General features: G+C 67.1%; 18 protein-coding genes. 4 read left to right on the forward strand and 14 right to left on the reverse strand.

Annotation, left to right across the window (positions count from 1 at the left end; all coding sequences use genetic code 11):
* Positions 1 to 95 precede the first annotated feature (95 nt).
* Positions 96 to 1,784: an adenylate/guanylate cyclase domain-containing protein gene (locus tag QW863_RS10830; RefSeq protein WP_315715939.1), complete on the forward strand. Its 1,689-nt coding sequence runs from the start codon at positions 96 to 98 to the stop codon at positions 1,782 to 1,784.
* 86 nt (positions 1,785 to 1,870) lie between these two features.
* Here the strand turns inward: QW863_RS10830 and QW863_RS10835 are convergent, their stop codons facing one another.
* From QW863_RS10835 to obgE, 11 genes are all read right to left on the reverse strand, one after another.
* A complete protein-coding gene (locus QW863_RS10835) occupies positions 1,871 to 2,377 on the reverse strand; it encodes an RNA pyrophosphohydrolase (RefSeq protein WP_315715940.1) in 507 nt (168 codons plus the stop codon).
* Between the two features lie 141 nt (positions 2,378 to 2,518).
* On the reverse strand, positions 2,519 to 3,025 hold the full coding sequence (locus tag QW863_RS10840; RefSeq protein ID WP_315715941.1) for an RNA pyrophosphohydrolase: 507 nt from the start codon (positions 3,023 to 3,025) through the stop codon (positions 2,519 to 2,521).
* 89 nt (positions 3,026 to 3,114) lie between these two features.
* Positions 3,115 to 4,332, reverse strand: a complete 1,218-nt coding sequence (locus QW863_RS10845) for a divergent polysaccharide deacetylase family protein (protein WP_315715942.1) — start codon at positions 4,330 to 4,332, stop codon at positions 3,115 to 3,117.
* A gap of 182 nt (positions 4,333 to 4,514) precedes the next feature.
* The gene (locus QW863_RS10850) at positions 4,515 to 5,867 is read right to left on the reverse strand and encodes a S41 family peptidase (RefSeq protein WP_315715943.1); all 1,353 of its coding nucleotides are present in this window, start codon (positions 5,865 to 5,867) and stop codon (positions 4,515 to 4,517) included.
* Positions 5,864 to 7,234, reverse strand: a complete 1,371-nt coding sequence (locus tag QW863_RS10855) for a murein hydrolase activator EnvC family protein (protein ID WP_315715944.1) — start codon at positions 7,232 to 7,234, stop codon at positions 5,864 to 5,866. Before QW863_RS10855 ends, QW863_RS10850 begins: the two co-directional genes overlap by 4 nt.
* 33 nt (positions 7,235 to 7,267) lie before the next feature.
* Positions 7,268 to 7,750, reverse strand: coding sequence for a 23S rRNA (pseudouridine(1915)-N(3))-methyltransferase RlmH (gene rlmH / locus QW863_RS10860; protein WP_315715945.1), 483 nt, complete (start codon positions 7,748 to 7,750; stop codon positions 7,268 to 7,270).
* Positions 7,751 to 7,807: 57 nt separating this feature from the next.
* The gene (rsfS, locus tag QW863_RS10865; RefSeq protein ID WP_315715946.1) at positions 7,808 to 8,164 is read right to left on the reverse strand and encodes a ribosome silencing factor; all 357 of its coding nucleotides are present in this window, start codon (positions 8,162 to 8,164) and stop codon (positions 7,808 to 7,810) included.
* A 311-nt stretch (positions 8,165 to 8,475) separates the two neighbouring features.
* Positions 8,476 to 9,099, reverse strand: coding sequence for a nicotinate-nucleotide adenylyltransferase (locus QW863_RS10870; protein ID WP_315716185.1), 624 nt, complete (start codon positions 9,097 to 9,099; stop codon positions 8,476 to 8,478).
* A gap of 66 nt (positions 9,100 to 9,165) precedes the next feature.
* Complete coding sequence (locus QW863_RS10875; RefSeq protein WP_315715947.1) at positions 9,166 to 10,455, reverse strand: glutamate-5-semialdehyde dehydrogenase; 1,290 nt, start codon at positions 10,453 to 10,455, stop codon at positions 9,166 to 9,168.
* 74 nt (positions 10,456 to 10,529) lie between these two features.
* Positions 10,530 to 11,666, reverse strand: coding sequence for a glutamate 5-kinase (gene proB / locus QW863_RS10880; protein ID WP_315715948.1), 1,137 nt, complete (start codon positions 11,664 to 11,666; stop codon positions 10,530 to 10,532).
* 144 nt (positions 11,667 to 11,810) lie between these two features.
* Positions 11,811 to 12,881: a GTPase ObgE gene (gene obgE, locus QW863_RS10885; protein ID WP_315715949.1), complete on the reverse strand. Its 1,071-nt coding sequence runs from the start codon at positions 12,879 to 12,881 to the stop codon at positions 11,811 to 11,813.
* Positions 12,882 to 13,082: 201 nt separating this feature from the next.
* Here obgE and QW863_RS10890 point away from each other — a divergent pair, with 201 nt between their 5' ends.
* Positions 13,083 to 14,000, forward strand: coding sequence for a DMT family transporter (locus QW863_RS10890; RefSeq protein ID WP_315715950.1), 918 nt, complete (start codon positions 13,083 to 13,085; stop codon positions 13,998 to 14,000).
* A 78-nt stretch (positions 14,001 to 14,078) separates the two neighbouring features.
* On the opposite strand, the gene QW863_RS10895 is transcribed toward QW863_RS10890, so the two are convergent.
* The 3 genes from QW863_RS10895 to rplU all read right to left on the reverse strand — a co-directional run bounded on the left by QW863_RS10895 (position 14,079) and on the right by rplU (position 15,600).
* Positions 14,079 to 14,669: a GNAT family N-acetyltransferase gene (locus QW863_RS10895; protein WP_315767688.1), complete on the reverse strand. Its 591-nt coding sequence runs from the start codon at positions 14,667 to 14,669 to the stop codon at positions 14,079 to 14,081.
* A gap of 138 nt (positions 14,670 to 14,807) precedes the next feature.
* Positions 14,808 to 15,077: a 50S ribosomal protein L27 gene (gene rpmA / locus QW863_RS10900; RefSeq protein ID WP_315715952.1), complete on the reverse strand. Its 270-nt coding sequence runs from the start codon at positions 15,075 to 15,077 to the stop codon at positions 14,808 to 14,810.
* A gap of 139 nt (positions 15,078 to 15,216) precedes the next feature.
* Complete coding sequence (gene rplU / locus QW863_RS10905) at positions 15,217 to 15,600, reverse strand: 50S ribosomal protein L21 (protein WP_315715953.1); 384 nt, start codon at positions 15,598 to 15,600, stop codon at positions 15,217 to 15,219.
* Between the two features lie 358 nt (positions 15,601 to 15,958).
* Between rplU and QW863_RS10910 the strand changes: the two genes are divergently transcribed.
* Positions 15,959 to 17,098 carry an ROK family protein gene (locus QW863_RS10910; RefSeq protein ID WP_315715954.1) on the forward strand — a complete coding sequence of 380 codons (1,140 nt, stop codon included), beginning with the start codon at positions 15,959 to 15,961 and terminating at the stop codon, positions 17,096 to 17,098.
* 471 nt (positions 17,099 to 17,569) lie between these two features.
* Complete coding sequence (locus QW863_RS10915) at positions 17,570 to 18,229, forward strand: outer membrane protein (RefSeq protein WP_315715955.1); 660 nt, start codon at positions 17,570 to 17,572, stop codon at positions 18,227 to 18,229.

Here is an 18,229-nt window from a genome sequence, read left to right on the forward strand (position 1 = left end):
CGTCGTGCGCCGGTCGATGACTACTTCAAGGGAGGCCGGTTGCATGCTCACCGATCTGACGGCATGCTCCCGGCCAATCCAGCGGGCGCGGTGACATGGCAGGACAGATCGTCTTGAAACGCAAGATCGCGGCGATTTTCGCCGCCGATATCGCCGGCTATTCGCGCCTCGTCGCGGAGGATGAAGAAGAGACGCTACGGCGACTGGCGGCCTATCGCGAGGTCGTTGACGACTTCATCGCGCGAGCCGGCGGCCGCATCTTCAACACCGCTGGCGATGCGGTGCTCGCGGAATTTCCCAGCGCGGTCGAAGCGGTGCGTTGCGCGATCGACATCCAGGAGAGCCTGCGCACGCGCAACATGGCCTATCCGCCGAGCCGGCAGATGAGCTACCGCATCGGCATCACCATCGGCGACGTCGTCGAGCGCGACGGCGATCTGCTCGGCGACGGCGTCAACATCGCAGCACGCCTCGAGGGCCTCGCCGACGTCGGCGGCATCTGCATCTCGCGCGCCGTTCATGAGCAGGTCGCCAACAAGCTGTCGGTGCAGTTCGCCGACATGGGCGCGCGGGAGGTCAAGAACATCCCGACCCCGGTTCACGCCTATCGCGTGGCGATGCGCCGCGAGGACGGCACCTACGCGCCGCCGGAAGAAAAGAAAGTCGCCCGCGGCGGCGGGCTCCGCCTGATCTGGCGAATTGTGGCCGCCGTGGTTGCGCTCGGAGCCGTCGGGGTCGGGACCGAGCTCTATCTGGATTATCGCGATCCGCACCCCGCGCAGCGCGATGCCGCCAAGGCGGCCGCGGAAGCGCTGGCCCGGCTGTCGGCCACGCCGGCTTCGCCGTCCTCGGTCCCGTCTGCATCCCCATCCCCCGCGCCGACGCAGTCATCCGTCGCCAGGCAGACGGCCGACTCGCCGCAGCCGCAACAGTCGCCCTCGCCTTCATCCTCTGTCGCCGCCGAGAAGTTTGCACCTGAAGCCGTGCCGTTCGTGAGCGAGCGGACCCGCATTGCGCTGGCGCGCGACTACGTGCCGGCACCGGATCACAAGGCGTTCGCGACCACGATCAACGGCGTCAGCGCCTATGTCACCGGACAGGCGAGCGATGAGGCGGCGAAATCGGCCGCGCTGGAGCAATGTCAGCAACGCGCGGAGAGCGCGAACGGCCCGCGCAAATGCGAACTCTATGCCGTCGGCGACAATGTCGTTTACGTGCACAGCAAACCGCCGTTGCCGCCGCAGCCCTGGGTGCGCCACGACCCGATGACCGAGCGCGCCTTCAGCGCGGCAGAGATGCCGCTGGTGCGCGATACAGGCCGGGCCCGGCTCGAAGCGAACTACGGCACGGCGCGTCGGACCAAGGCCATCGCGCTCGGGCCCGGCGGGCAGTTCTTCTACAGCGTCGGCGGCGACCTCGTCGACGATGTGGTTCGCCGCAATCTGGAAGCCTGCGGTGCCCAGGCGGGCACCGCCTGCATCATCGTTGCGCTCGACGATGCCTTCGTGGTGCCGATACCGACGGTGATGAAAGCCACCGGCTTCTTCCGCGCGGCCATCCATCAGGCGATCGCCCCGGAGGCGCGCGAGGAGGTGGCGCGACGTCTCGAGGCCGCGACGTCGGGCTGGAATGCAGTCGCGGTCGGAACGGCCGGCCACCCCGGCTTCGGCCTCAATGGCGACCGTGAGGAGACGGCGATCGGCGGCGCGCTGGCCGACTGCGCCACACGCGACAACGACTGCCGGGTGATTGCGATCGGGCCGTTCACGGTCGAGGACAATTAGGCCGGCGAACTCTCGCGACATCGCCTTTCCGAGGCGCGCGGAGCGTCGGCCCTTGAATGACGAAGAGCCCCGCGCTTCGACGTAGATCAGTCGCCAACGTTGGCGAGATGCGCAAAAGCCTGCGCCACCGCGCGATAGACCTCGCGGCGAAACGGCACCACCAGCTCCGGGACGCGCGCCAGGCGGTCCCAGCGCCAGGCGTCGAACTCGGCCGGCTGGCCGTTGCGCGGCGTCACCGGATCGATGTCGGCGTCGCGCCCGGTGAAGCGCATCGCGAACCATTTCTGACGCTGGCCGCGAAAGCGCGCGAGCCGGTGGTTCGGATCCTCGAATGGCGGAAATTCGTAAGTCAGCCAGTCGGTCTCGCCGAGGATGTCGGCGTCGCGAATGCCGGTCTCCTCCCACAGCTCGCGCCGCGCTGCCGCCTGAAGATCCTCGCCGGGGTCGACGCCGCCCTGCGGCATCTGCCATTCGAGCCCGGGCAGCACGATCTCCGGCCCGTCGTCGCGAAAGCGGCGTCCAAGGAAGACGAGCCCTTCGGCGTTGAGCAGCGCGATGCCGACATTCGGACGATAGGGTCTGGTCTCGGTCATCCTCGAATCCATGAGCTGTCGTTCGCATGGCAGTGCATCATGACGGCATCGTCGCGACGCATCTGCAGAGATTCCCTGCAGCTCCTGCGCAGAAGCGGACTAGCGGATGTCGGGTACCGCGTCGAGGGCGGGGATCGCGATTCAATCGCCTGCGAGCGGAGCGAATTCCTTGACCACGCGCTCATAGACCGGCCGCTTGAACGGCACGATCAGCCCCGGCAGGTTCTTCATCGGCTCCCAGCGCCAGCTGACGAATTCCGCCTTGTGGTGGCCGCCGCCGGGGCGCTCGACATCGATCTCGGCATCGGCCCCGGTGAAGCGCAGCGCGAACCATTTCTGGCGCTGGCCGCGATAGCGCCCCTTCCAGGCACGGCCTGCGACCGTGCGCGGAATATCGTAGGTCAGCCAGTCGCCGACCTCGGCCAGCTTCTCGACGGAGCGCACGCTGGTCTCTTCATACAGCTCGCGCTTGGCCGCCTCCCAGGCATCCTCGCCGGGATCGACGCCGCCCTGCGGCATCTGCCAGACATGGGTGTCGTCGACATGCTCGATTCCGCCGGCGCGGCGACCGATGAAAACCAGCCCCTCCGAATTGATCAGCATGATGCCGACGCAGGTGCGGTAAGGCAGGTCCTCGTAGCGCGTCATTCCGGTCTCGGCCTTCCTGCGGGGACCCCTGCGCCTCGCTGCGCAGGCCTCCCGCTGTCACGTCGCCAGTCGGGCCGGCGCACGTTCGTTCAGTTCGATTTTGATTTCAGCATCGCGGTTGTCAATGGCACCAGCAGAATGCCCTTGCGGTCGAGCCCCTTGATCCAGGTGCCGATGCGGTCGATCGAGGCCGGCAGCGCCGAGGCGGTCCCGACGGCGACGCCACGTTCCTTGGCCAGGCTTTCGAGCTTGGCGAGCGCATTGTCGATCTCGACCGGGGTCGGCACCGCGTCGATGGCGACGTCGCCCTTCGCGAACGGCATCGCGAGCCCCGTGGCCAGCGAGGCTGCCACGCTGCGCGGGGCTGCGCCATCGTCGAACAGGGCCAGACCGCGCTTGGCGGCCTCGTTCACGATCGGCTGCATCGCCGCTTCCGTTGCGACGAAGCGCGCACCCATGAAGTTGCCGATGCCGACGTAACCCTGCAGCCGGCTCATGTGCCAGAACAGCCGGTCGATGTTCTGGTCCGGTCCGAGTGTTGCGAGCAGCGTCTGCGGACCCGGATCGTTGTCGGGATAGTCGTAGGGCTCCATCGGGACCTGCAGCAGGATCTCGTGGCGCTGCGCCCGGGCGCGCTCGGCGAGCTTGGTCGGATCGGAGCCATAGGGCGTGAAGGCCAGGGTGACCGCCGGCGGCAGCTTCATGATCGCGTCCGCCGTCTTGGCGGCGCCGACGCCGAGACCGCCGATCACGATCGCGACGGCCGGCATGCGCGCCGCCTTGGCGCGGTCGGCCTCGGCCGCATAGGCAGTGAATGGCTTCAGCCCGTCGGCCATCACCGGGATCATGCCGTAGCGCGACTTCTCCAGCAGCCGCGGGTCCACGCCGGGCATCTGGCTCGCGGGCGCGGCCGATCCAGGCTCTGCCGTCTCGCCACCGGCACCGATCGCGACCTCCTGGCGGGCGCCGCTGGAGCCGTCGATGATGGTGACCGTCTTGCGCTCGCCGCCCTCCTGCTTGGCCGCGGGGGCCGCGCCGTGGTCGGCCTTTGCGTCTGGCTTGCCATCCGGCTTGGCGGCGGGCTTGTCGTCGGTGGGTTTTGCGCCCTCGTTGATCGCGACGCGGGCGACCGGCTCGCCACCGAGTGGATTGTCGTTGAACATCGCAAAGCCGGCAAACACGACCAGGAACAGCGCCAGCAGCATCGCGAGGGCCTGCAGGGCCGTGAAGGGAAGCCGAATGCGGCGCCTGCGACGCTTTTCCGTCTGCCCGAGCGGGGCGCTCAGCTCGTCGGCCGTCTCTGTCATCGAAATTCCCGAATCAATCGGGTCGACGATACCACGGCGGGGATTCGGACGCAGGGCCGGTGTCCGCAAGCCCGTAGATCGGCGGAGCGGCAAACCAAGAAGCCGTCCAAAAAAGAAGGGCGGCCCGGAGGCCGCCCTTCAAACCTGATTCGCGTCGGTCGGCTGCCGCTCAGTTGGCGACCTCAGTTTGCCGCCTTGGCCGGCTTGTCGGCCGCGGCCTTCTCGGTCGGCGCCGGGGTGTTGGCGCTGTTCTTGATGCCGTGGAGCAGGTCGGCGGCCATTTTGAGCGCCTTGTCGTCCTTGGTGTCCGGCGGCACGTAGGACTGCGAGCCGGTCTTCTCGTCGCCGTCGTTCTTCAGATGGCCGCGCAGCGACGCCTCGCCCTTGGTGTCGGTGCGCGACTTCAGCTCATCCGGCACGTCCTGCAGCACCTCGATGTCGGGCACGATGCCCTTGGCCTGGATCGACTTGCCCGACGGCGTGTAGTAGCGCGCGGTGGTCAGTCGCAGCGCGCCGTTGCCGGCGCCGAGCGGGATGATGGTCTGCACCGAGCCCTTGCCGAACGAGCGGGTGCCGACCAGCGTCGCGCGCTTGTGGTCCTGCAGCGCGCCAGCCACGATCTCCGACGCCGACGCCGAGCCGCCATTGATCAGCACGATGACCGGCTTGCCCTTGGTGAGGTCGCCCGCATGTGCCGCGCGGCGCTGCGTCTCCTCGGCATTGCGGCCGCGGGTCGAGACGATCTCGCCGCGCTCCAGGAACGCGTCGGAGACGGTGACCGCCTCCTCGAGCAGGCCGCCCGGGTTGTTGCGCAGGTCGATGATGTAGCCCTTCAGCTTGTCACCGATCTGGTTCTGCAGGTCGGCGATGCTCTTCTTCAGGCCCTCGGTGGTCTGCTCGTTGAAGGTGGTGATGCGGATATAGGCGATGTCGTCGCTCTCGGTGCGCGAGCGCACCGAGCGGACGCGGATGTTGTCGCGGGTCAATGTCACGTCGAGCGGATTGTCGGCGCCCTTGCGCACGACCTTCAGCTTGATCTTGGTGCCGACCGGGCCGCGCATCTTCTCGACCGCCTGGTTGAGGGTCAGGCCCTGCACGGCTTCGTCGTCGAGATTGGTGATGATGTCGTTAGCCTGGATGCCCGCCTTCGAGGCCGGCGTATCGTCGATCGGCGACACCACCTTGATCAGGCCGTCTTCCATCGTCACCTCGATGCCGAGGCCGCCGAACTCGCCGCGGGTCTGCACCTGCATGTCGCGGAAGCTCTTCGCATCCATGTAGCTCGAATGCGGATCGAGGCCCGAGAGCATGCCGCTGATCGCGGACTCGACCAGCTTCGAATCGTCGGGCTTCTCGACATAATCGCTGCGCACCCGCTCGAACACGTCGCCGAACAGGTTGAGCTGGCGATAGGTATCGGCGGTCGCGGCGCGCGCCGTCGATCCCATCAACACCGCGCGCGGTTGCGAGACGAACAGGGTCAATGCCGCACCGGTGGCCGCGCTCAGGAGAATTACCGAAGTCTTACGCATCATCCGCGTACCTTTTCGCCTTCATTTGCGGCCCACCATGGGCCTGGATCGATTGGAGTGCCGTCCTTACGGAACTCGACATAGAGCACTGGTTGACTCGCGTTGGTAGCGAGAATGGAGGCAACCTGGGAGCTGTTACCCATGATCGCGACCGGCTCTCCCGTCTGAACAAACTGCCCGATGTTGACGGAAATGCGCTCCATCCCGGCGATCAGGACATGATACCCGCCACCGGCGTTGAGGATCAAGAGTTGTCCGTAGCTACGGAAGGGACCCGCATACACAACCCAGCCATCACACGGGGTTGTGACCTGAGCCCCTGGCCGGGTTGCCAAAGAAATGCCTTTATCCGAGCCGCCCGCACCGTCCGATGCGCCAAATTCGCGGATCTTGGTGCCGTTGACAGGAAACGTCAGCATGCCCTTGGTCGAGGCGAACGCGATCGCGGGCGCCTTGCGGCCCGGGTTGCGCAGCGCATTCGCGTCCGGCTTGCTGTTGACCGGCACCCCCTGCAGGCTCGCCGTCGAGGCAGCCTTGGCCGCGCTCTTGAGGTCCAGCTCCATCGTCGTGATCAGTCCCTGCAGCGAGTCGATCTGCTGCGCCAGCACGGCGGCGCGCGCGCTTTCGGCTTCCATGTCCTTCTCGGCCGAGCTCTGCTTGCGCTGGCGTTCCTCCACCAAGGCGGCGAGACGGGTTTGATCGGTGCGCAGCCTGTCGCGGTCGCCGGCGAGCTTGTCGCGTTCGCTGGCGATCGTCTTGCGGATGGCGACGAGCTCGCCGAGATCGGTCGAGAGCTTCTCCGCTCGGCTGCGCATCTCGGGGATCACCGAACCCAGCAGCATCGCCGTGCGCAGGGATTGCAGCGCGTCCTCGGGACGGACCAGCAGGGCCGGCGGGGTGCGGCGTCCGGCACGCTGCAGTGCGGCCAGAACCTCGATGATCTCCGAGCGCCGCGCTTCCAGCGACGTCCGCAGATCCTGCTCGCGGCCGTCGAGCCCACGCAGCCGCGTTTCGGCCTCGCCAACCCGCACTTCGACGCTGCGCACCTGCGCCGCCACGTCGATCAGCTGCTGATTGAGCTTGCCGCGATCCTCGCCGAGCGCGGCGATGTCGGCCTTCAGCCGCTCCTGGGCCTCGGCGGCGGCCTTCTGGGCCGCGCGGGCGGCCTCGAGCTCCTGTTCGCGCTGCTTCAACTGCTCCGGGGTGGCTGGCGTCGGTGACGCGGTGCCGGGGATGGATGGCCGGAGTCCGCTCTGCGCCAGCGCCGGACATCCGGAAAAGACCACCACGAGCGCGATGAGCGACGCGCGGCAGGACCGGCCGCTGCGGACAGGTCTTGGGAAGCAGGAGAGGGGCCGCGCAGCGAACATCGAGGTCCTTATTGTGCTCCCATCGTCCCTTGTTCAAGCGCGGTGATAGGGGTGACCGGCAAGGATCGTAGCAGTACGGTAAATCTGCTCGAGCAGCAGGACGCGGACGATCTGGTGCGGCCAGGTGGCGGCGCCAAACGCAACCCCGAGCTTGGCTCTGCGCCGCAAATCGGGCGAAAGTCCGTCGGCGCCGCCGATTGCGAAGACGGCAGCCGGAATGCCTTCGTCCCGCCAGCGCCCAAGATAACCCGCAAAAGTTGTACTGTCGACGTTCCGGCCACGCTCGTCGAGACAGACGAGCACGGACTTGTCGGGGATCGCCGCCGATATCGCGGAGGCCTCCTCGGTCATGCGCGTCGCCGCATCGCGCGCGCGGCTTTCCGGGATTTCATGGATGTCGAGGCCGCGAAAGCCGAGCTTGCGGCCGATGTCGTCGAAACGCTCGCGGTAGCGCTCCGCGAGCTCCCGCTCGGGACCCTGCTTCAACCGGCCGATGGCGACCACGATCAGGCGCATGCGCACCCGACTAGCACGTGCGCCGCACGATTCGCACCCGCCGCGGCGTGGGACCGCCTAGACCGCCTTGGCCGGGTTCGGCCCTTGAGTCCACAATCGCTCGAGATTGTAGAACTCGCGAACCTCGGGTCGAAACACGTGCACGATCACGTCGCCGGAATCGATCAGCACCCAATCGCAATTGGGCAGGCCCTCGATGTGGAGTTTCTTGGTGCCGGCTTCCTTCAGGCCCTTGGCGACGTTTTCCGCGATCGATCCGACGTGCCGGTTCGAGCGGCCCGTAGTAATGACCATGTAGTCGGAATACGCCGATTTGCCGTGAAGATCGATCGTGACCGTCTCCTCCGCCTTCATGTCTTCGAGGCGGGAGAGGATCGTGCGCAGGGTCTTGTCGGCGTCGGGTTGCGCCTGCAAGGCCGCATCTTGGGTCGACGTCTTACGCGCTGACTTGGCCGTCGCCGACTTGGTAGTCGTTGCCTTCGTCTTCGGTAAGGCCGACTGGGACAATACAGATGTGGTCAGGGACCATTCCTTTCACTGTATCGCAGGCCGAATCCAACCCGGCCTGCTGACCATATTAGGCATGTGGGGTTAAGGGTTTCAACAATCCAGTACCCCGGTCGTCCGGCCCGACAGCGTCCAGGCCGTCCCCGCTTCGGACCGTAGCAGAGACGGCAAGTTCCATGCATATCCGATGCCGCGCGCGATGGCGAACGCGCGGCCTTTCAGAACGACTTCCAACTGCCGTCCGGGTTCCTCAGGCCCGTCGAGGACAGGCTGAGCTTGAGGCCGGTGAGGTAGACCCAGGCTGGAGCGGCGCGGTCGGCCAGACGGCTGGCTTGCGCTTCGGGAATGCGATACCGCGCCAGGGCGCGTGCGGCGGGCGCGTTCAGGGCGCGGAAGCTGCGGGGCGGACGATCGACCACGGCCATCGGAACCTGGGCCGCGATGTGCCGCCACTTCTGCCAGCGATGGAACTGCGCGAGATTGTCAGCGCCCATGATCCACACGAAGCGCAAGCGCGATGCACGCCGGCGCAGATAATCGATCGTGTCGGCAGTGTAGCGGGTGCCGATGACGGATTCGAGACAGCTGATCTCGATGCGCGGATCGGCGGCCACCTTGCGCGCCGCCTCGGCGCGTTCGGCCAGCGCATGCAGCCCGCCATTGTTCTTGAGCGGATTGCCCGGTGTCACCAGCCACCAGACACGGTCCAGCTGCAGCCGCTTCAGCGCGAACAGGCTGATCGCGCGGTGCGCCTGGTGCGGCGGATTGAACGAGCCGCCGAGCAGGCCGATGCGCATGCCATCACTGTGGGGCGGCAGCGCCTGGCGGATCGCAAGGCGCATGGCTGTGGCGTCGGTCACGGCTGCCCCCGCCTGCTGCTCGTGCAACTCAACCACAGGATGCGGCCGTCATGGCCGCGTCTGCCCGGTGCCGTGGATGCGATATTTGAAGCTGGTGAGCTGCTCGACGCCGACGGGGCCGCGCGCATGGAACTTGCCCGTGGCGATGCCGATCTCGGCGCCGAAACCGAACTCGCCGCCGTCGGCGAACTGGGTCGAGGCGTTGTGCAGCACGATCGCCGAGTCGACCTCGTTGAGGAACTTGTCGGCGGCCGCATTGTCATCGGTGACGATCGCGTCGGTATGGTGTGAGCCGTGCGCGTGGATGTGGGCGATCGCGCCCTCCACGCCGTCGACGACCTTCGCGGCGATGATCGCGTCGAGATATTCGGTGTCCCAGTCCTCGTTGCTGGCCGGCTTCACCCGCGCATCGGCCGCGCACACGACCTCATCGCCCCGCACCTCGCAGCCGGCGCCAATTAGCATGTCGACCAGCGGCTCGATCTTGTCGGCGGCCGCGCGATCGACCAGCAGCGTCTCTGCCGCGCCGCAGACGCCGGTGCGGCGCATCTTGGCGTTCAGCACGATCGACTTGGCCATCTCCAGGTCGGCGGCGCCGTCGACATAGACGTGGTTGACGCCTTCGAGATGCGCGAACACCGGCACACGTGCCTCGGCCTCGACGCGGGCGACGAGGCTCTTGCCGCCGCGCGGCACGATGACGTCGACGCCGCCGTTCAGGCCGGACAGCAGCAGGCCGACGGCGGCGCGATCGCGCGTCGGCACCAGCGTGATCGCAGCCTCCGGCAGGCCCGCCTCGCGCAGGCCTTCGACGAGGCATTCGTGGATGGCGCGGCAGGAGCGGAACGAGTCCGAGCCGCCGCGCAGGATCACGGCATTGCCGGACTTCAGGCACAGCACGCCGGCATCGGCCGCCACGTTGGGGCGGCTCTCGAAGATCACGCCGATCACGCCGAGCGGCACCCGCACGCGCTCGATGGTCATGCCGTTCGGCCGCTGCCAGCTCTCGGTGACGATGCCGATGGGATCGGCGACCTCGCGCACAGCGGCGATGCCGTCGGCCATCGCGGCGACGCGGGCCGGGGTCAAGGTCAGGCGATCGAGGAAGGAGGAAGTGATGCCGGCGGCCTTGGCCTCGACCACGTCCTCGGCATTGGCGGCGATGATCGTGTCCGCGCGGGCCCGGATCAGCCGCTCCATCGCCTCCAGCGCCCGGTTCTTCTGCGCGGCCGGCGCCAGCGACAGCACGCGCGCGGCGGCGCGCGCCTGCTTGGCGAGGTCGTTCATCAGCGCAGGCAGATCGGCGCTGCCGTCGATGGCTTTCAAAGGCGCGGTCATGGGCGTTTCAACCTTGAATTAAGGCTCTCCAGTAGCACGGAATTCGGCCGTTTGCGAACGCTGGTGCCGCGGTCTCAGACCTGACCGGCACCTGCCGGGCCGATCACCAGATCGTCGCGATGGATCATCTCGGCGCGGCCGGAGATGCCGAGGATGACGGCCACGTCCGGCGACGAACGGCCCTTGATCCGCTCGGCATCGTCGGCGTCATAGGCAACGAGGCCGCGGCCGATCTCATGGGTGTCGGGGCCGCGCACCACCACGGCATCGCCGCGGGCGAACTGGCCATCGACACGGATGACGCCGGCCGGCAAGAGGCTTTTGCCCGCCCGCAGCGCGGTCACGGCGCCGGCGTCGATCGTCAGCGTGCCCTTCGGCTCCAGTGAACCCGCGATCCAGCGTTTGCGCGCGGTGACGGGGTTTGCCGGCGTCAGGAACCAGGTGCAACGGCCGCCATTGGCGATCGCGGCTAGCGGGTGCTCGATCTTGCCGGAGGCGATCAGCATGTGGGTGCCGCCAGTGGTGGCGATCTTGGCGGCTTCGATCTTCGTGCGCATGCCGCCGCGCGAAAACTCGGAAGCCGCGCTGCCGGCCATGGCCTCGATGTCGGCGGTGACGCTCTCGACCACGGGGATCAGCCGCGCATTCGGATCCTGCGCGGGCGGCGCGGTGTAGAGGCCGTCGATATCGGACAGCAGTACCAGCAGATCGGCGCTCGCCATGGTCGCGACACGGGCGGCGAGGCGATCATTGTCGCCATAGCGGATCTCGGCGGTCGCGACCGTGTCGTTCTCGTTGATGACCGGCACCGCGCCCCATTCCAGGAGCTTGGCGATGGTCGAACGGGCGTTGAGATAGCGCCGGCGCTCCTCGGTGTCCTGCAGCGTCACCAGGATCTGGCCGGCACTGACGCCATGAGCGCCGAGCACCTCCGACCAGGTCCGCGCCAGCGCGATCTGGCCGACCGCGGCGGCCGCCTGGCTCTCCTCCAGCTTCAGCGCTCCGCGCGGCAGCTTCAATCGGCTCCGGCCGAGCGCGATCGAGCCCGAGGATACGACCAGCAGCTCACAGCCGCGGCTGTGGAGTCGGGCGATGTCGGCCGCCAGCGCGGCGAGCCAGGAGGCGCGGACCTCGCCGGCCTCGGAATCGACCAGCAGCGACGAGCCGACCTTGACGACGATGCGGCGAAAATTTTCGAGACGGGGTGCCATGGCGTGAACGGGGTCGGTTCGAGCCCTCGCATCGTGATGAGAGGTGCGTGGCTGACACGCGGTCCGCACGGGACGGGGCTCAAGTGTTGATGGATGGCGGCGAGTGTCGCAAGCGAGGGCCTGCGAGGCAAGGTTGGCTTCAGTTCAGCCCTGCGGTGACGTTGGGGCCGCCCACGGCTCCTCGGTCGCGGCGCTCTCGGTCGTGCTCTTGGCCTTGAGGGACACAGGCTGTTCGCCGACCACGTCGGCGAGCTTGCGCAAAGCTTCCTTGACGCCTTCGCCCGTCGCGCCGGAAATCAGCAGCGGCGTCTTCTTGGCGGCGCGCTTCAGCCGGTCCCTCTGCTTCTTGAGCTCGTCCGGATCGACCGCGTCGATCTTGTTCAGCGCGACGATCTCGACCTTGTCGGTCAGCTCGCCGCCATAGGCTTCGAGCTCGTGCCGCACGGTCTTGTAGGCCTTGCCGGCGTGCTCGCAGGTGGCATCGACCAGGTGCAGCAGCACACGGCAGCGCTCGACATGGCCGAGGAAACGGTCGCCGAGGCCGGCGCCCTCATGCGCGCCCTCGATCAGGCCGGGAATGTCCGCCAGCACGAACTCGCGGCCGTCGGCGTTCACGACGCCGAGCTGCGGATGCAGCGTGGTGAACGGATAGTCGGCGATCTTCGGCTTGGCGGCGGAGACCTTGGACAGGAAGGTCGACTTGCCGGCATTGGGCAGGCCGACCAGGCCGGCATCGGCGATCAGCTTCATGCGCAGCCAGATCCAGCGCTCCTCGCCGGGCTGGCCGGGATTGGCGTTGCGCGGCGCCCGGTTGGTCGGCGACTTGAAATGGGCGTTGCCGAAGCCGCCATTGCCGCCCTCGGCCAGCACGAAGCGCTCGCCCACCGCGGTAAAGTCGTGGATCAGCGTCTCGCGATCCTCGTCGAAGATCTGGGTGCCGACGGGAACCTTCAGCACCACGGACTTGCCGCCGGCGCCATGGCGGTCCTTGCCCATGCCGTTCTCGCCCTTCTGGGCCTTGAAATGCTGCTGGTAGCGGTAGTCGATCAGGGTGTTGAGGCCGTCGACGGCCTCGATGATGACGTCGCCGCCACGGCCGCCATTGCCGCCGTTCGGCCCACCGAACTCGATGAACTTCTCGCGCCGGAACGCAACGCAACCGTTGCCGCCGTCGCCGGAGCGCACATAGACCTTGGCTTCATCGAGGAATTTCATGATGCGTCCTACGTAGGCGAGGCGGGTCCCCACGGCAACCGCGGAATGGGTTTAATTCGGCCCGAAGCCTTAATTTCGAGCGGTAAAGCCGCGCTGCGCAGCACGTGGACAAGGCGTGCGCAGGGGTTGCAGCAGGGCTGCATGACGCGCCATGCGGAAGGGCTGGAGCCGCGGCGGCGTGCCTGATAAGGCAGCCCCATCATGAGCGTGCTGTCCCGAATCTCCACCGCCAACGATGAGCGCTCGGCGCGGCTGGCCGGCATCGGCCTGATGCTGCTGTCGATTGCGATGTTCTCGTTCGGCGACGCCCTCGGCAAGTTCCTGGTGTCGACCTATGCCGTCGGCCAACTCCTGTGGCTGCGCGCCTGTGCGGCGCTGCTCTTGCTCGCACCGTTCATCTGGCGCAACCGCGCCGCGTTCCTGCAGCTCGAGCGCCCCTGGCTGCAGCTGGTGCGCGTGATCCTGTCGACGCTGGAGGTCGCGGCGTTCTTCCTCGCCACCGTCTATCTGCCGCTCGCCGACGTCATCACCTACTATCTCGCCGGGCCCATCTTCGTCACCGCGCTGTCGGCGCTGGTGCTGCGCGAGCATGTCGGCTGGCGGCGCTGGACCGCGATCATGATCGGCTTCTGCGGCGTGCTGATCGCGCTGCGGCCCTCGGCGCAGACCTTCAGCCTGCCGGCCTTGATCGCACTCGGCGGCAGTCTGTCGTTCGCGGTGCTGATGCTGATCACGCGCAGCCTGCGCGCGACGCCCGACATCGTGATGGCGTCGTCGCAGTTCGTCGGGACCTTCCTGCTCGGCGCCGCGATGTCCTCGTTCGGCTGGGTGACGCCGACGTCCGGCAGCCTGGTGCTGTTCGCCGCCGCCGGCCTCATCTCGGTGACCGCGCTGTTCTGCGTCAACCGCTCGCTCAAGCTGGCGCCGGCCTCGGTGGTCGTGCCCTATCAGTACACGATGATCGTCTGGGCCGTGCTGTTCGGCTTCGTCGTGTTCGGCGACGTGCCGCATCCCGCCACCATCATCGGCGCCACCATCATCATCGGCGCTGGGCTGTACATCTATCTGCGCGAGCGCAGCCTGGGGCAGGGCCAGGGTGCGGTGAATCCGCCGGCCTGAGATGCGACCCTCCCCTGGAGGGGGAGGGTCGCCTCACGCGGAGCGAAGCGACACGTGAGGCGGGGTGGGTGGCCCGGCCTAACTCCGCCGCCCCGCATTGGCCCAGGCCTTCAGCGAGGACCAGACGCCGCGGGTCAGGCGGAAGGCGTCGACCGGGGCGGACGAGCCGATCACCTCGAAGCGGTGCAGCTCGACGCCGGTCCATTGGAAGCCGCACTTTTCCAGGATGTTGCGCGAGGCTGGGTTGCTGACGCGGGCGTGCCCGATCAGCAAATTGTCCTCGCTCGTCTCGAAGAAATGGTCGATCGCGGCGCGCGCGGCTTCGGTGCCGAAGCCGCGGCCCCAATGCGCAACGCCCAGCCAGTAGCCGAGCTCGGCACGGCCCGTTGCTGCTCGATTGATCCCGACCATGCCGATCGGCGTGTCCAGATGCTCGATCAGGAAGGCGGTCTCACCCGTCTGTTCCAGCGCGCGAACGAAGCGAGCGGCATCGACCTCCGAATAGGGATGCGGCAGGCGGCGGGTATTCTCGGCGATAACACGGTCGTCGGCGAGCCGGGCGATGGCTGTCACGTCCGCGAGCACCGGCGCACGCAGCGTCAGCCGGGAGGTTTCGAGGGCGCAAGGTCTCGCCTCGCGCAAGGTGGGAGTGGTGATGTCCTGCAGCATGTCGGGCTCCATCGACGCTTCGGGATCAGCTTCGGATCAGCGAAAATGAAAAGGGGAGGCCGGTTGTCCCGCCTCCCCTGGAGCCATCTGGCGCTCCGCCGGTTCATCAGGACCCGGCGGACGCTATGTGTTCCACCGTTATTCAGCAGCCTCGGCGGCTACCGGACGCACCGAAATGAACGTGCGGTTGGCGCGGGCGTGGAATTCGACGACGCCGTCGATTTTCGCGAAGATCGTGTGATCCGTGCCCATGCCGACGTTGAGGCCGGGATGCCAGGTGGTGCCGCGCTGACGCGCAATGATGTTGCCGGGAATCACGCGCTCGCCGCCGAACGCCTTGATGCCGAGGCGCTTGCCCTTGGAGTCGCGTCCGTTGCGGGATGAACCGCCTGCCTTTTTATGAGCCATCGCTCGTCTCCGATCTCTTGCGATCACCTTTAGCGCGATTCCGCTAAGGGATCATTCACATTTGCAACCTGCGCGGACGAAAAATCCACGCGCGATGAGGTTCAAGCCGGTGCGGCGCGCGAGACGCGCGCCGGCACGCTTACTCGGCGGCGTCGGCCGCCGGGGCTTCCGCCTTGACCTTCTTCGGGCGCGGGCCCTTGGTCGGCTTGGCGTTGTCGGTCAGGATCTCCGAGACGCGGATCAAGGTCAGCTCGTCCCGGTAGCCGCGCTTGCGGCGCGAATTCTTGCGGCGGCGCTTCTTGAACGCGATCACCTTGGGGCCGCGCTTGTGGTCCAGCACCTCGACGGCCACGGACGCGCCGGCCACCGCGGGGATGCCCAGCACCGGCGTATCACCGCCGACCACCAGCACCTCGTTCAGCTGCACGATCGTTCCGGGCTCACCGTCGATCTTGCCAATCTCGAGCACATCATCCGGGGCGACGCGGTATTGCTTGCCGCCGGTCTTGATGACTGCGAACATCGTTCTCATCCTTCGTGTTCGATCCCGGCCTCAGAGCGCGATGGCCCCGGGTCGGCTTCTTGTTCAGTCGTTATGGTTCATGTGGTCCGGCCCGATTGGAGCCGGAAGTCGCGCCCGAGGCTTTGAGGCCTCGAGAAAGGGCGCAACGACAAACGGCGCAGGAACGCCCGCGCCGGTCGATCGGGCGCTTATAGCGGGGTGAGCCGGCGAGTCAAGGTGAATGGCCGGTTGCCGGTCGGACGGGATGCCCGGATCCCGCCGATCCCTGCCGCCATTCGCTCGACCCGGCGCACCGGACCCGCAACCAACTGTTCCCTCCGCCGTTGTCCGAGCCCAACGCACAACAGGGCAGGATCGCATGGCCGACGACGTCATGACCACCACGGGCATCGCCCGCCACGGCGCCGCGCGGCTGCCGACGGTCGAGATCGACAGCTTCAACATCGAGCTCAAGGACGAGGACGGCTTCCTCGGCGACCGCGCCTCCAAGGGCGCCTTTCGCAAGATCCTGGAGCGCTGGCGCAAGCCGTTGCGCAAATCCGGCAAGGATCCGTTCGGCGACGAGGACAGCGAGACCATCAGCAAGAAGGCGCTGGATGAGATCCTGGTCGGCGACGACACCGAGGCCTCGGCCGTGGTGCACTCCGCGATCGAGGAATTCGCCCAGGAGCTCGCCCATGTCACCCGGCGCTTCCTGCGCACCAAGGCCTGGGCCAAGACCGAATGCATCGTGGTCGGCGGCGGTCTTCGTGACTCTCGCCTCGGCGAGCTCGCGATCGCGCGCACCGAGATCATCCTCAAGGACGAGGGTTTTGGCGTCGAGCTGGAGCCGATCCGCTATCATCCCGACGATGCCGGCCTGATCGGCGCGCTGCATCTGGCGCCGTCCTGGATCTTCGAGGCCCATGACAGCATCCTGGCGGTCGATATCGGCGGCACCAACATCCGCTGCGGCGTGGTCGAGACCGCGCGCAAGAAGGCCCCGGACCTGTCGAAAGCGTCGGTGTGGAAGTCCGATCTCTGGCGTCATGCCGATGACGAACCCACGCGGGAAGGTGCGGTCAAGCGGCTCGCCAAGATGCTGAAGGAGCTGATCGAGGAGGCGAACGCCGAGGACCTGCGGCTGGCGCCCTTCATCGGCATCGCCTGTCCCGGCGTCATCAACGAGGACGGCTCGATCGAGAAGGGCGCGCAGAACCTGCCGGGCAATTGGGAGAGCAGCAAGTTCAACCTGCCGGCCAGCCTGGTCGAGGCGATCCCGATGATCGGCGATCACGACACCGCGGTGCTGATGCACAATGACGGCGTCGTGCAAGGCCTCTCCGAGGTGCCGTTCATGCAGGAGTTCGAGCGCTGGGGCGTGCTGACCATCGGCACCGGCCTGGGCAATGCCCGCTTTACCAACCGCCGCAAGGAGAACGGCCGCAGGGACAAGGACGACAAGGCCAAGGAGGACAAGGCCGACGACAAGAAGGCGGCCAAGAAGAAGAAGGATTGAGCATTGGCGCGGCCGCGCCATGTCTCTCGGTGGTCCGGAGGGGAGGACATGCCGCACTGCAACAGGACGCCTCCGCGCTCCCAGACGTGCGGAAAACCGCCGTACAACCAGTCGGATGGCCTGGAACCCGGTAACCTTGACTGGTTAGGTTAAGGAACGGTTCGCATTGCGATGCACGCGCAGATGGCCCAGGGTCGCCGGCGTCGCTCAGGCCGGCCGGATTGACCCCCGTCTCTTCCGTCGGTTTCCCCAAGATGTAGCGACACGGGACCGCCGGTATGTGTCAGCGTACGGCGGTCCCACCTTTGTCTCCTGGCCTCCGTCGCCAGCCGCCGCGTCCGCAACGACAGGAGAAATCGTCGTCGGTATCAATCAGGTCCATTTACAAACCGTCTAGTCGGTTTATAAATGGACATCCCAAATGGGGTGGGATTTGACGGCGCAATCTCGCGCCGGATGGAGTGTGAGGACATGATGATCAGACGGGCGAGAGGCTGGATGGCTGCGGTGGCGGTGGCGGCGCTGGGCCTCGGCGGGGCAGAGGGAGCCGACCTGGCGGCGACCACCTACAAGGCGCCGGCCTTTGCCGCCGCACCGGCACCGTTTTCCTGGACCGGCTTCTATGCCGGCGCCAATGTCGGCGGCGCCTTCACCGGAAACGACTCCTTCAAGAACGCCGCCGGCGCCAATGGCGGTAAGCTGTCCGGCGTGATCGGCGGCCTGCAGGCCGGCTACAACTACCAGATCTCGCCCATGTTCGTGGTCGGCATCGAGAACGATCTCGAATTCACCGGCCTCTCGCGCAAGGCCGACCTCGTCAATCCGGCCGTCAGCATGCCCTGGCTCACCTCCGGCCGCGCGCGCGCCGGCGTCGCGGTGCTCGACCAGCGCCTGTGGCTGTATGGTACGGCGGGTCTTGCGGCGGGCGAGTTGAAGGACGGGCCGACCCACAAGATGAAGATGGGCTGGACCGCGGGCGGCGGCGCCGAATGGGCGTTCCTGCCGAAATGGTCGGCCAAGCTCGAATACCTCTACACCGACCTCAAGCACGACGACCTGCCGGACTGGCGAGCGGCCAAGATTCACTCCGTGCGGGTCGGCTTGAACTACCATTTCGACCTGTTCCGCTGA

This window comes from Bradyrhizobium sp. SZCCHNR1017 (assembly GCF_032381375.1).
GTDB lineage: Bacteria > Pseudomonadota > Alphaproteobacteria > Rhizobiales > Xanthobacteraceae > Bradyrhizobium.

Coding starts and splice junctions, on each gene's coding strand:
- QW863_RS10875 (WP_315715947.1), bottom strand. CDS start 10,455: ATGACCGCGCCTTTGAAAGCCATCGACGGCAGCGCCGATCTGCCTGCG.
- obgE (WP_315715949.1), bottom strand. CDS start 12,881: ATGAAATTCCTCGATGAAGCCAAGGTCTATGTGCGCTCCGGCGACGGC.
- QW863_RS10890 (WP_315715950.1), top strand. CDS start 13,083: ATGAGCGTGCTGTCCCGAATCTCCACCGCCAACGATGAGCGCTCGGCG.
- QW863_RS10855 (WP_315715944.1), bottom strand. CDS start 7,234: ATGTTCGCTGCGCGGCCCCTCTCCTGCTTCCCAAGACCTGTCCGCAGC.
- QW863_RS10870 (WP_315716185.1), bottom strand. CDS start 9,099: ATGCGCCTTGCGATCCGCCAGGCGCTGCCGCCCCACAGTGATGGCATG.
- QW863_RS10895 (WP_315767688.1), bottom strand. CDS start 14,669: ATGCTGCAGGACATCACCACTCCCACCTTGCGCGAGGCGAGACCTTGC.
- rplU (WP_315715953.1), bottom strand. CDS start 15,600: ATGTTCGCAGTCATCAAGACCGGCGGCAAGCAATACCGCGTCGCCCCG.
- rlmH (WP_315715945.1), bottom strand. CDS start 7,750: ATGCGCCTGATCGTGGTCGCCATCGGCCGGTTGAAGCAGGGTCCCGAG.
- QW863_RS10835 (WP_315715940.1), bottom strand. CDS start 2,377: ATGACCGAGACCAGACCCTATCGTCCGAATGTCGGCATCGCGCTGCTC.
- QW863_RS10830 (WP_315715939.1), top strand. CDS start 96: ATGGCAGGACAGATCGTCTTGAAACGCAAGATCGCGGCGATTTTCGCC.
- QW863_RS10910 (WP_315715954.1), top strand. CDS start 15,959: ATGGCCGACGACGTCATGACCACCACGGGCATCGCCCGCCACGGCGCC.
- QW863_RS10845 (WP_315715942.1), bottom strand. CDS start 4,332: ATGACAGAGACGGCCGACGAGCTGAGCGCCCCGCTCGGGCAGACGGAA.
- QW863_RS10915 (WP_315715955.1), top strand. CDS start 17,570: ATGATGATCAGACGGGCGAGAGGCTGGATGGCTGCGGTGGCGGTGGCG.
- QW863_RS10840 (WP_315715941.1), bottom strand. CDS start 3,025: ATGACGCGCTACGAGGACCTGCCTTACCGCACCTGCGTCGGCATCATG.
- QW863_RS10850 (WP_315715943.1), bottom strand. CDS start 5,867: ATGATGCGTAAGACTTCGGTAATTCTCCTGAGCGCGGCCACCGGTGCG.
- proB (WP_315715948.1), bottom strand. CDS start 11,666: ATGGCACCCCGTCTCGAAAATTTTCGCCGCATCGTCGTCAAGGTCGGC.
- rpmA (WP_315715952.1), bottom strand. CDS start 15,077: ATGGCTCATAAAAAGGCAGGCGGTTCATCCCGCAACGGACGCGACTCC.